This window comes from Balneola sp. EhC07, from assembly GCF_001650905.1.
Classification (GTDB): domain Bacteria; phylum Bacteroidota; class Rhodothermia; order Balneolales; family Balneolaceae; genus Balneola.
On record NZ_LXYG01000004.1, the window covers coordinates 30,895 to 43,539 of the forward strand.

The 12,645-nt window shown below is 35.9% G+C and carries 10 protein-coding genes; all 10 read left to right on the plus strand.

The window, feature by feature from the left end:
- The first annotated feature begins 77 nt into the window (after positions 1-77).
- The 10 genes from A8B79_RS02770 (at position 78) to A8B79_RS02815 (ending at position 12,635) form a co-directional block, all read left to right on the plus strand.
- The gene (locus tag A8B79_RS02770) at positions 78-1,055 is read left to right on the plus strand and encodes a stage II sporulation protein M (protein WP_066217700.1); all 978 of its coding nucleotides are present in this window, start codon (positions 78-80) and stop codon (positions 1,053-1,055) included.
- Positions 1,042-1,932: a glycerophosphoryl diester phosphodiesterase membrane domain-containing protein gene (locus tag A8B79_RS02775; protein WP_066217702.1), complete on the plus strand. Its 891-nt coding sequence runs from the start codon at positions 1,042-1,044 to the stop codon at positions 1,930-1,932. The genes A8B79_RS02770 and A8B79_RS02775 overlap by 14 nt, the downstream gene beginning before the upstream one ends.
- Positions 1,932-2,654 carry a DUF4129 domain-containing protein gene (locus A8B79_RS02780; protein ID WP_066217704.1) on the plus strand — a complete coding sequence of 241 codons (723 nt, stop codon included), beginning with the start codon at positions 1,932-1,934 and terminating at the stop codon, positions 2,652-2,654. Before A8B79_RS02775 ends, A8B79_RS02780 begins: the two co-directional genes overlap by 1 nt.
- Positions 2,651-3,874 (plus strand): DUF4350 domain-containing protein, encoded by a 1,224-nt coding sequence (locus tag A8B79_RS02785; RefSeq protein WP_066217705.1) that lies wholly within the window; start codon positions 2,651-2,653, stop codon positions 3,872-3,874. Before A8B79_RS02780 ends, A8B79_RS02785 begins: the two co-directional genes overlap by 4 nt.
- On the plus strand, positions 3,871-4,905 hold the full coding sequence (locus A8B79_RS02790; protein WP_082894039.1) for an AAA family ATPase: 1,035 nt from the start codon (positions 3,871-3,873) through the stop codon (positions 4,903-4,905). Before A8B79_RS02785 ends, A8B79_RS02790 begins: the two co-directional genes overlap by 4 nt.
- An 86-nt stretch (positions 4,906-4,991) precedes the next feature.
- Positions 4,992-6,236 (plus strand): DUF58 domain-containing protein, encoded by a 1,245-nt coding sequence (locus A8B79_RS02795; protein ID WP_235603533.1) that lies wholly within the window; start codon positions 4,992-4,994, stop codon positions 6,234-6,236.
- A gap of 37 nt (positions 6,237-6,273) precedes the next feature.
- Positions 6,274-7,242, plus strand: a complete 969-nt coding sequence (locus A8B79_RS02800; RefSeq protein ID WP_066217709.1) for a DUF5683 domain-containing protein — start codon at positions 6,274-6,276, stop codon at positions 7,240-7,242.
- Positions 7,243-7,244: 2 nt separating this feature from the next.
- Complete coding sequence (locus A8B79_RS02805) at positions 7,245-9,416, plus strand: hypothetical protein (protein WP_066217711.1); 2,172 nt, start codon at positions 7,245-7,247, stop codon at positions 9,414-9,416.
- A gap of 58 nt (positions 9,417-9,474) precedes the next feature.
- Positions 9,475-11,730, plus strand: coding sequence for a hypothetical protein (locus A8B79_RS02810; RefSeq protein ID WP_066217713.1), 2,256 nt, complete (start codon positions 9,475-9,477; stop codon positions 11,728-11,730).
- A 260-nt stretch (positions 11,731-11,990) separates the two neighbouring features.
- Positions 11,991-12,635, plus strand: coding sequence for a cytochrome c3 family protein (locus tag A8B79_RS02815; protein ID WP_066217717.1), 645 nt, complete (start codon positions 11,991-11,993; stop codon positions 12,633-12,635).
- Positions 12,636-12,645: the final 10 nt, after the last annotated feature.

Sequence of the window (12,645 nt, forward strand, 5' to 3'; positions counted from 1 at the left end):
AATCAACTACTATTCCTTTTTAAAATAAGCGTTTAAAATAGCGCCTAAAGCAGTAATTCCAAAAGCAAAATATAGCATTGCGAGAAGTAGTTTTTTTAAGAAAAAATGCCGGGAAATGGAAACACTATGAAGAAATTCTGAAAAAGAACTCTTCTTTTGATCCTGATAAACTTGCTGAATTATATATAGAGCTTACCAACGATCTGGCATATGCTCAAAGCCAATATCCCGGCACAAAAACAGAGTTATATCTCAACGAACTTTCAGTTAAGATCCATGATTCCATTCATAAAACTAAGAAAGAGAATTACAGCCGGATCATAACTTTCTGGTCCCGGGAATTACCTGCTCTCTATGCTTCTAAACAGAAAGAACTTCTCTATGCGTTTGCACTATTTGTTGTTGCCGTTACAATAGGTTGGTTGTCTCAGAGCTTTGATCCTGATTTTGCCAGAGTTATTGTCGGGGATGAATATGTAAATATGACCATGACCAACATTGAGAAAGGCGATCCACTAGCAGTGTATAAAGATGCCAAGCAAATGAATATGTTTTTTGGCATTACTTATAACAATGTCCGGGTTTCTTTTAACGCTTTTCTGTTCGGCTTACTCACTGTTTTCGGCACCGGTTATTTTATGCTTGCAAACGGAGTGATGTTTGGCTGTTTTATGAATCTCTTCAGCAATGAAGGATTATTATATGAGGCCATCAGAGTTGTCATGATCCATGGAACTATAGAACTTTCGGCAATTGTAATAGCCGGAGCTGCTGGTTTCGTACTGGGGAATAGTTTTATATTTCCAGGCACTTTATCCAGAACTAAAAGTTTTGTTAAAGCAGCTAAAGAAGGGCTAAAAATGATCATTGGACTAGTTCCTTTATTCATTGCCGCAGGTTTTTTAGAATCATTTGTTACTCGCTTAACAGAAATGCCGCACTGGCTAAGTTGGACTATTATACTTTTATCGGCCGGTTATATACTTTTTTACTTTGTGCTGTTCCCGCAATATCTAAACAAAACTAACAAAACAAAGCTTTATGCAAACTCTTAAACTAGACAAGCCAAGAGATATTGGCCAAATTATTAGTGATACTTTTGCCTACATAAGGGTGCATCATAAGACATTGCTTAAACCATTTGCAGTATATGTATTGCCGGCACTGCTTCTTTCCGTTGCACTTCTGGGTGGTGGTTTTGGAAGCATGTTTGCAGATATCACTCAAAATTCCACTCTTGTTGAAAGTGATCCCTCCATGTTAATTGGCTCAGGAGCGGCTCTTTTCTTAGGCTTTCTTTTTGTGATCTTAACAAGCTGGCTTTTTCTTTCTGTTGTGCATCAACACTTAAAGTTTGCTGCTGAAGGAGAAATCCCAACACATCTGGGAGAGTTCAGCAAAGGTATGTTTGTAAAAGGCTTGGTTTTAGTTGCCACTTATATTGGCCTGATGGTACCTATTTACATTGCTATTTTTATTCTGGCAATGATCCTACAAGACCTGTTCTTTATTGCTATGTTGGTATTAATACCTCTGTTCTTTTATGTGATGGTTAAGTTGATGTTATTTCCTGCTGCATACTTTATTGAAGGAGGTTCTCCAACTGATGCAATTAAAAGATCCTGGAGTTTAACAGACGATAATTTTTGGGTTACCTTTGGTGTTTACTTTGTGGTAGCCCTGATTTTTGGAATGCTATCATATCTGATAATAATTCCCGTCATGATCATACTTGTAATAGTCATAAATGTGGGTGATGCAGCCTTTGAGCAAAATATTGGCATATTGATGGGAGTATTTTACGGAGTAATGTATTTCTTTCAACTGATTTTCTCATCAGCTCAGTTTATTTCTCTGGGACTTCATTTCTTCAACTTAAAAGAAAGAAAAGACGGAACTGCGTTAAGAGATCAAATCGATCAGCTTGGATAATGTCATTAGCTAAGAAATCTTTCTTTTTTTTATTTCTGCTGTCACTTTATGGCTCGCAAACTACTTTAGGTTTTCAGATTTCTGCAGATACTTCTTCGGTAGTTGAGGTCAGAGTTCCTGGCGAAGACTCGATTGAAGCTTACCAAAATGATGAGGATTTCAATTATGAAGTCGATCCTGAGGAGTCTCAATCCTGGATGTTGCTTTTTCTGGTTTGGATACTTGATCTCTTTGGAAAGGTATTTGGCAATACATACGGCGATATCTCATTAAAATTTATTCTCATTCTCTTTTTCGTGATTGCATTGGCACTACTGATCAATGCTCTGTTTAAAGGAAATATGGGAAGTGCATTTACCGGACAATCAGCCTCCAAGAAACTTAAAGTTGATCTTCATAATGAGCATATCGACTCTGTTGATCTGGACGCTTTGATGAAAGATGCGATCCAAAACAAAGATTTCAGACTAGCTGCCCGCTACCTTTATTTGAAGGCTCTTCAGAATTTAAATGAAGCTAACCTGATCGTTTGGGCGGTAGATAAAACTAACTCCGAGTATCTGAACGAAATACAAAACCATCCCGGTAGAGAAGCTTTCAGCAAACTTACGTTAATTCATGATTATACCGAATATGGAGATTTTGAGATAGATGATTCCGGATTCAGTAACATGAAAAGACATTATGAAAATTTGTTAGCAAAACTTGGAAGTCGCTCATGAATAGAAAAGAGATTATATATCTTTCTGTTATGGGAGTGGCAATTGTGCTCTATTTGGGATTACAAATATTCGGCCCAAAGCCAATTGATTGGTCAGAAAGTTATTCTTCCTTAGATAAGATCCCTTATGGCGGATATATATTAAAACAGGAACTACCTGTTCTATCCCCTTCGGATCAGGTTGAGATCAACCATAAACCTCTTTTCCAATCTTTGAATGATGAATTCAGCGGTTTAGAAGCTGAGCTGAATTGGATCTTTATAAATTCCCGGATCGGCTTTGACCCTTTTGAAACTGATCTGCTTTTACAAAGAGTGAATGAAGGAGATCAGGTTTTTATAGCAGCTTCAGAATTTTCTTCAAAGTTCGCGGACACTCTGAATCTGGAAACAGATTATGAATATTCTCCCTGGGATTCGAGCATTACTAATTTTAATGTACAATCACCGGAAGATTTTTCCCTTAGCTTTTCAAATCCCGCATTGGATTCTACCAAAAAATGGACATACCCTAAGCTATTAAGAAGGTATTTCAGTTCTTTCGATTCTACATCCACAACTATACTCGGAACAGATAATGCCTCTGCCGTTAACTTTATTAAAGTCAGCTTTGGTGATGGAGCCTTTTTTCTGCATTCGAACCCTGCCGTATTCACTAATTACTTTCTGAGGGATGTGGAATACGCCGACTATGCTTTTAAGGCTTTGTCGTACCTGCCACCTGAAAACCGAATTGTTTGGGATGAGCACTACAAGGTTGGAAGAAGATATGAGACTTCACCGATCAAATATGTGCTGGCAAATGCCGATCTTAAAATGGGATGGTATCTTGCAATCGTGGGAATTATACTATTTATGATCTTCCGCGGAAAAAGAAAACAAAGGATCATTCCAATTATAAAACCTCCGGTTAATTCCAGTATTGAATTCGCAAAAACTATCGGAGATCTGTATTTAGAAAAAGGAAATCACCATACAATTGCCATAAAAAGAATAGATTTTTTCCTGGAGTATATTCGGTCAAACCTAGGACTGGAAACCTATAAAGTTGACGATCAATTTATTTCGGATGTTTCTCGGCGATCAGGAATTAAAGAGTCAGAAATAGATAAACTCTTTTCGTTAATTGCTGATATTCGACAAAATGACAAAATAGACACGTCCAGCCTAAAACTTTTAACAAACAGAATCGACTGGTTCTATAATCAAAGTAAAAGATGAGTTCACAAGATAACACACAAGATCAAAACCCTACTGATGCTAACAATGAAGATCAAAAGATTCCGGAATTTACTTCCAGAATAGATCTTTCGGGAGTAAAAAAATTAGCTGATTCTATTCGTAAAGAGATCGGCAAAGTGATCATTGGACAGCATGAAATGATCGATCAGCTCATCACAGCATTACTAGCTGATGGACATGTATTGATCGAGGGTGTGCCCGGAGTTGCCAAAACGTTGACTACCAAATTGCTTGCACGAACCATCCATTCTGATTTTTCAAGAATTCAGTTTACCCCGGATCTTATGCCCGCTGATGTTATCGGAACCTCCATCTTTAATACAAAAGTAAGTGACTTCGAATTTAAAAAAGGTCCTGTTTTCTCAAACATTGTTTTAATTGATGAGATCAACCGTTCCCCGGCTAAAACGCAGGCTGCTTTATTTGAAGTAATGGAAGAGCGACAAATAACCGTAGATGGAAAAACCTATCTTATGGATAAACCATTTATGGTAATTGCTACACAAAACCCTATCGAGCATGAAGGAACATACAGATTACCAGAAGCTCAGCTGGATCGATTCATCTTTAAAATTGAAGTTCCATATCCAAGTCTTGAAGAAGAAATAAGTATTCTAAATGGTAGTTTTGATCGAGGAAATGTGTTGGACATTTCAACCCTCGAGCAAGTAGTTTCAGCGGAGGACATTGCAAAACAAAGAGCTGTGATCAATAAAGTTCATGTTGAGCCTGAATTGATGAAATATATTGCTCAGATCATTCAGAATACGAGAAACAGCAGTTCCATTTCTATCGGGGCTTCTCCAAGAGCAGCTGTTTTCGTAATGAGAGCTTCACAAGCTTCTGCTGCAATGAAAGGAAGAGATTTTATAACTCCGGAAGACGTAAAAACCGTTATCAAGCCAATTCTAAGACATAGGATCACTCTAACTCCTGAAAAAGAGATGGAAGGAATAAATCCGGATCAAGTGATAACTATGCTGTTGGAAAAAGTAGAGGTGCCACGATAGTACGTTTGTTCAAATCATTGCATTTAAGCACCCGTTTCTTTCAGGTGCTTTTTTCAGTTGCGATCTTATTCGTAATAGGATTTTTAGTGCCTGTTATCTCCGCTTTAGCTCAGATAGCGTTGGCGGCTTTTGTAGCGCTTACTATTTTCGAGTTTATAATGCTGTTTCGAATTCGGGATGGAATTACCGTTGACCGTTTGGTCCCGAACAGGCTTTCGAATGGTGATGAAAATGTAATTACTCTTTCCATCTTTAATAACTACGCATTCAACTGCAGGCTGGAGATCATAGATGAGTTACCTCCTCAATTTCAGATCCGCGATTTTAGCATTCGGCTTGGAATCGTCTCCGGGAAAGCCATAAAAAAGAATTATACACTCCGACCTACTGAGCGGGGCGTGTACAATTTCGGATTCACCATCTGCTATGCATCAACAACAATTGGCTTAGTATTAAAAAAGTATGAGCTGAATGAAGAAACTGAAGTCAAAGTGTATCCTTCTTTTATTCAGATGAGAAAATTTGAGCTGTATGCGATTTCAAACCGTCTTACTGATATTGGTATCAAAAAGATCAGAAGGATCGGACATACCATGGAGTTCGATCAGATCCGGGATTATGTTCGGGGTGATGATGTTCGCTCTATTAATTGGAAAGCCACTGCCCGTGCTAACTCACTGATGATCAATCAGTATCAGGACGAAAAATCTCAACAAGTCGTGAATGTCATCGATATGGGTCGGGTCATGAAAATGCCTTTTGATGGTTTACACTTGCTGGACTATGCTATCAATACCAGTCTGGTCATTTCAAATATCGCTCTTCTAAAGGAAGACAAAGCCGGATTAGTTACTTTTTCTAATAATAAATCAGTAGTCGTTAAACCGGAGAAGAAGAGAACTCACATTCAGCGAATCCAGGAAACATTGTATAATCTTGAAACAGATTTTCTGGAGTCGGATTATGAAAAACTGCTGATCTCACTCAGAGCTCATGTCAGACAAAGAAGCTTGGTTTTGTTATACACCAATTTCGAGAACTACTCGTCTATGGAAAGGCAACTTCCTTTTTTACAACGTATCGCAAAAGACCATCTCTTGGTAACCGTATTTTTTGAGAATACAGAGTTGAGCACTTTACTGGAAATGTCGCCTTCCAAAGTTGGAGATATATATACCAAAACTATTGCTGAACAATTCAACTATGAAAAAAAGCAGATCGTAAAAGCTCTCAATCAAAGAGGCATTCATACTATCCTCACTCCTCCCAAGGAGTTATCCGTGAACGCGATCAATAAGTACTTAGAGTTGAAAGCCAGAGGCTTGATTTAGTTAAACATATAATAATTTTTATCTGTAGATTTTCACAATGATACGACTACTTTTACCTGTTTTATTTTTATTGATATCCGCCACAACCCTGATTGCGCAGTCCGACTCTGCCTTTGTGAAGATTGAACTGCAAGGTGAGGACAATTTTTTAGTTATCAATAACGACTTTAATAATTGCATCCCGTTTAACAGCTCAGATTCAATAGCAGTTAGTAAGGGAATTCATTCATTGAAAATTATTTCCAAATTTTATCAGGATATAAATACCAGTGTTCAGATCGAAGAAAATGAGACCAAAGAACTCAAACTGTACCCCATCTTTCTAGAAACGGATTCTGAACGGGAAACAAGGAGTTCTTATGCTCGGTGTTTTTGGGGTTCTAATGTTTTTATCATCTCGGATCATGATTCCGATCTATACTTTCAAGATCAAAAAATTGGTATCGAGAACAGCAGACTTATGCTTCCTGATGGTTCATATAAGATGACTGCTGCTTTAGGGGATATATCTTCGTCAAAAAAAATTACAGTCTCTGATAATTTTCAAGTAGTTGAAAATTATATCCGACCTAAAAAATCTACTATCTACCTTCGCAGTTTGCTTCCCGGTTATGCCCAATTTTCTAAAAGAGAACAATTAAAAGGCGGCTTGTTTGCTACCTTAAGTTCCGGTCTGGTTTTCAGTGCTATATTTAATGAGCATAGAGTAAAGCAGAAAAGTTCTGACTATGAGCAACTCAGACTTCAATATATTACAACACATGACCCTGACAGAATTCTGGAGATCATTGAAGAATCTGAGCAAACCCTGGATGACATTGACCGGTATAAAAAAATTAGAAACTATTCTATAATTGGGCTGGGAGTTACCTACGTATTAAATTTGATTGATGGAACAAGAGCTCCCGAATTCGGTTTCCGGCCAAATACCAGAATAAAAATAAATCCCTATATAGATTTTGATAAAACCCTGTTACCGAACGCAAATGTGAAAATTGACTTTTAAAGATGCAAAGATCACTTCTTTATATTTTTTGCGGATTGTTAATGATCCCGGCTTGTTCAGATGCTCCAACTAAAATTGAAAGAGATAATCCGGGTGATCCTGAGGTATTTGGTTTTGTATTGAATCCCGTTCAAGATATTTCCACGAGTATCTTAGAGGATAAAGTGATCGAAGTAGAATGGACAGATTCCTCACTAGTTCCAACTAGCTATGTTTTAAAGAAAAAAATTCGTGCTTCTGATAATTACATAGCTCTAGATACTTTAGATAAAGATACCAGAGAATTTATTGATGAGAGCGGTGAAATCACTAAAGACACCAAGTATGAAATTATTAGTCTCCGAAAACAACAAAGTGGTGAAGAAGTATTTTCAGAAGGAATTAATTCCGGAATAGACTTTGGCGATTTAATCTCTTCATCTCACACCTACAATGCTGATACAACAGCTATTCAGATTAACTGGGAACTTGAAACTAAGTGGTCTTTTATTGCCGTCTTAAGCACAATCGATGTCGATGTTAGAGAAGATATTGATACAGTTATTAATTCAAATACTATTACTACTCCTGCTTTTGAAAAAGATTTTTCTGAACGTATATATCAAGTTAGACTTTTTATTTCTGAAGTAGACTTAGAAAACAACAATACTTTTAAAATCGTTGACGGCGGTTATTACCTAGGAATGAAATTCGCACCTGAAATAACAAATGTTGAGGTTATTAACGAAGGTAAAGTAATAATAAATTGGGAAGACAACTCAAGCTTTGAGGATGGGTTTAGAGTTCTCCGAAGCAAAGGGTTTAACAGAAATAGTGCAAGCGAAAGTGAAGTGATTGCTGAATTGGGTCCAAATGTTACTTCTTATACGGATACACTGAATCCTATAACTGGGTATACGAGAAATGAATTTGGTGGTGAGACCAACATCAAAACGTACTATGGAATACTAGCTTATAAAAACGATACACAAACAGGTACATTTGGAGCAGAAGTACAATTCACTCCACCGGAGGTTTCTTTTGAAATCGAAAGTCTTTCGGAAAATTCTTTATCTCTTTCTTGGTCTACTTCAAATAGAGATAAAACCGACACATTCATACTTCAGAAAAGTACCAATGGTACAACTTTCAGTGATTATAAATACTTTCCAAAAAATTCTACGGGGTATGTCGAGAATGATCTTGATAAATCATTGACTCATTACTTCAGAATCAAGACTCACACTTCTAAAGTTTCAAGCGAAAAAATTGTAAAACATTCAAATTATTTGATTGAAAAACATCGATTTGATTTTTTGGATGGCCGGAATTTAAGATTTAGTGATTCAGGTGATTTAATAATTACTTCGAAAGGTTTTTTCGGTAATGATACTAACGCAGAAGAAATAGGAATTTTTAACCTCAGAACAAATAATACAATATATAACAAAGCGCCAACCGGAAATGCTATTGTTGGAATAGATATAGACGAGCAAAACAATTTAATGGTACTCGCATCTCATGCAAATCAATCATTTACCCTATACGATTATAATGCCGATACTGTAGTTTATCAAAAAAATTCTGTAAATGTATTTGATGTTGAGTTCGGGTCAGAAAACAAATTTGCTTATACAAATTCTTCACGAGATGAGCTCTATAAATTTGATCTTGTAAATGAATCAATACTGTTTAACAAATCACCGTTTAGTGTTACAAGTACTCTTAGAAGTATCTCAATTAGCCCAACCGGTGATTCAATTGCTTATAATACCGACGGTTTATTTGAGCTTTATTCTTCGTCCGGAAACCAAATCAATTTTTCACATGTACTAGACTACGGAAGTACTGCTCAAAAAGTAGATTTCTCAAAAAGTGGCAAATACATCTCAAATATAAGTGATTTTAATAAAGCAGAAATTCACTTTACGAATCCTGCGAGTAGACATCTTCTTACAGGCGCAGAACATATTTCCATTAGTTTTGACGATAAACTCTATATGACAGCTAAAGGTTCACTATTAAGGTTATTTGAACTAAGTTCAAAAAAACAATTATTGAGCCACTCTTTTTCGGGTAAAATTTTTGATCTAAGATTTTCACCATCAGAAGAATTAGTTGCTATTGGATCTGCAAATGGAATATTTTTGTATAGTATTTCGGAAGACAAAAAATGGAGTTTATTTGAAAACTAGTACAGTATTTTCTTCAGATAAAATTGTTTTCTTTGACTTTGAAAATTGACTTTTAACGATGCTTAGACCTCTTCTTTATATTTTTTGTGGATTGTTAATGATCCCGGCTTGTTCAGATGCTCCAACTAAAATTGAGAGAGATAATCCGGATGATCCTGAAGCACCCACTTTTTCTTTAGAATCTTCTGATAATATTTCTACTGAAATCCTTGATAATAAAGTCATCAGAATTAGCTGGGAAGATTCTGTTAAATTTGCTGACTATTATATCCTGAGCAAATCCCTTAATAATTCTGGAAATTATACAATATTAGATACTATTGATATTCAGACAAAAGAGTATGAAGATGCGAGCGGTGAAATAAATCTACGAACACAGTATTTAGTTTATAATGAACGTGTTCAGGAAAACGGAGCAATAATTTCATCCGATAGTATATATACTGGAATAAATTTTGGTAACATTTCTTACCCGGATACATCTTCCTATTCATCGCTAAATTCAGATACAACTGCTATAAATTTCACTTGGGATTTCGAAACGAATTGGCCTTTTATTTCACTCGTATATTATTCGGATTTGATAAATAATGAACCCATCATAATTGATACTCTTTATAATGGTACTACTAGTTATCTCACACCGTTATTTGAAAAAGACTTCAATGACAGAAACTACTTCATACGTACATATGTTAGTGAAAATGATATTTCTAATGACATCTTCATTGATGAAATGGCAGCTGGTTACTTTCCATCACAGTTATATAATATTTCTGTAGACCCGATTGAAACCATTAATGAAAATAAAACTATTATTCGCTGGAATGATAATATAGATATTGAAACAGGGTTTGAAATCTATAGAAGTTATAATAGTGCGAATAATATGACTCTCATTGCAACACTAGATTCAAACTCTAAAAACTATACAGATACTAATACACCTTACCAACCTGAGTCTAACTCTTATACTGCAAGTAATGTCAATTATGAATCTTACTACTTAGTTAAAGCAATAAAAAGAGAAACCTCATTAAGTTCTGAATATAAAAAATCACAAGTTACGATATCAGCGCCTACTCTAAACTATTCTAGTTCGAATGAAACTGAAATTCAACTTTCTTGGGAGCACCCAAAACCCTATACAGTTTCTAGTTTCATTCTTCAAAGGAGCATAAATAATGACGAGTCGTTTGAAGATTATAAAACATTCCCAAATACTATTTTTGAGTTTACTGATGATAGTTTAAATGTTAATGAAAACTATTATTACAAATTAAGAACCCTGGTTAAAAAACCAGTCCAATCTCCGCTATTTTTTTCTTATGGATTTGACTCAAATGTTATTGACTCTTTTAGTTATCAAAATGCTACTTCACTAGCTGTTAGTAAAAATGACAAGTATTTAGTTGCTGCTTCTGGAAAAAATAGCCCCCTTTCGTCAAATAGAAATGAAGTAGTTATTTATGATCTGGATTCAAGAACTGAGCTATATAGGAAAAATATATTCAATACACCGATAGATGGAATTGATATCAATGAGGATAACAATCTGCTAGCCGTAGCTTCTGCCTCTTCAAAATCAATTCGAATCATAGACTTTCTTTCCGATACGTTAGTATTTGAAATGAACAACCTAGAAGTTCACGATATAAAGATGAGCCCAGATCTATCTTTTTTATATTCAGTTGATGAAAAAAGTAATTTGAGCAAATTCGATATAAATAGTAATGAAATCTTGTTTTCTAAAGAAAGCACCGGTGCATTTACAAATTTTACTGCTCCAAGAAGAATTAGTATAAGTCCATCTGGTGACTCTGTTGCTATAAATTATAATAACACTATTCGTTTATTTGATAGTTCTGGCAATGTTATTCCATTCGATTATAAAACAGTAGGTGGAAATACATCTGAGTGGGTTAAAATCTCAAATAATGGAAAATATATATCCTCAACTATTGATTACGCAAATATTACTAGAACTTATGTTCAAAGTTTATCAGATGGGGATGTTAAATTTTATGTCCAAGGTAACGAGTCTTCAGTCGACTTTGATAGCAGAAATCAATATGCAATTATCATAAGTAGAGACTCTTATTATCTAATTGATATCGAAAATAGCATTACAAGAACAAGCGGACTAATTTCCGAAGCTTCAGACATGGATAAATGGTTGCTCTCAGCTGCGTCTTCAAATATTGGCCAAACATTTTTTGTATCTAACTCGGAATTTATAAAAATGATTGAATTTCTAGATAACAAAAAATGGGTCAAATCGCCTCGTCAATTTACATTAAATCCCCGTTTTTGATTTTTTATCAATAAGTGTTTCTCATATTTCAGTAATCTAAATTTTTCCATTTTCTTCAGGAAACTTTACCAAATGTATAGTATCTTTTGATGCTTTGATAAAGCTACGGTTTGAATCGGCGCTCTTTTTATTTAGAACAGTTTTAAATAGAAGGTTCTATCCATTCCTGACTTCATATAGATGGAAAATATCGGTAGATTTGCGGCGCTTCAATTAAAGGTAATTAAGCAATGTTCCGCTAACTAAATTAAGCAATCTTTATGGCGCAGATTTTCCCCAAGTGGACAAATCAAGTTCCTCGAAAAATTTTGATCGGTCTTATCGTTGTTGCAAACGCTCTGATCTTTTCAGTATGGTACTTTTTCTCTCCAAGCTACACCGATGTAGGATACGCTCCTGAACAGCCGGTTCCTTATAGTCACAAATTACACGTTGATAAACTCGGCCTGGATTGCCAATACTGCCACACCAATGTGTTTGACTCTAAGCAGGCAAATATTCCCGCAACTCAAACTTGTATGAATTGCCACAATCAGGTTAAAACCGACAGCGAAAAACTCGCTCCCATCAGAGAAAGCTGGGAAAGCGGACAACCTGTTGAATGGGTTCGTGTTCATAACTTAGCGGATTACGCGTATTTCAATCACGCCGCACACGTAAACGTTGGCGTTGGCTGTGAAAGTTGCCACGGACGAGTTGATAAAATGGAAGTTGTATATCAGGCAGAGCCTTTAAGTATGGGATGGTGTTTAGATTGCCACCGTGAACCTGAAAAAGTATTAAGACCTGTAGAAGAAGTTACGACTATGGGATACAAAGCTGAGAACCAAGCTGAACTAGGCGCAGAGTTGGTGAAGAAAAATAACGTAAGTCCTCCTCAATATTGTCAGGGCTGCCACTACTAATTACGGATTT

Coding starts and splice junctions, on each gene's coding strand:
- A8B79_RS02780 (WP_066217704.1), top strand. CDS start 1,932: ATGTCATTAGCTAAGAAATCTTTCTTTTTTTTATTTCTGCTGTCACTT.
- A8B79_RS02815 (WP_066217717.1), top strand. CDS start 11,991: ATGGCGCAGATTTTCCCCAAGTGGACAAATCAAGTTCCTCGAAAAATT.
- A8B79_RS02790 (WP_082894039.1), top strand. CDS start 3,871: ATGAGTTCACAAGATAACACACAAGATCAAAACCCTACTGATGCTAAC.
- A8B79_RS02810 (WP_066217713.1), top strand. CDS start 9,475: ATGCTTAGACCTCTTCTTTATATTTTTTGTGGATTGTTAATGATCCCG.
- A8B79_RS02800 (WP_066217709.1), top strand. CDS start 6,274: ATGATACGACTACTTTTACCTGTTTTATTTTTATTGATATCCGCCACA.
- A8B79_RS02775 (WP_066217702.1), top strand. CDS start 1,042: ATGCAAACTCTTAAACTAGACAAGCCAAGAGATATTGGCCAAATTATT.
- A8B79_RS02805 (WP_066217711.1), top strand. CDS start 7,245: ATGCAAAGATCACTTCTTTATATTTTTTGCGGATTGTTAATGATCCCG.
- A8B79_RS02785 (WP_066217705.1), top strand. CDS start 2,651: ATGAATAGAAAAGAGATTATATATCTTTCTGTTATGGGAGTGGCAATT.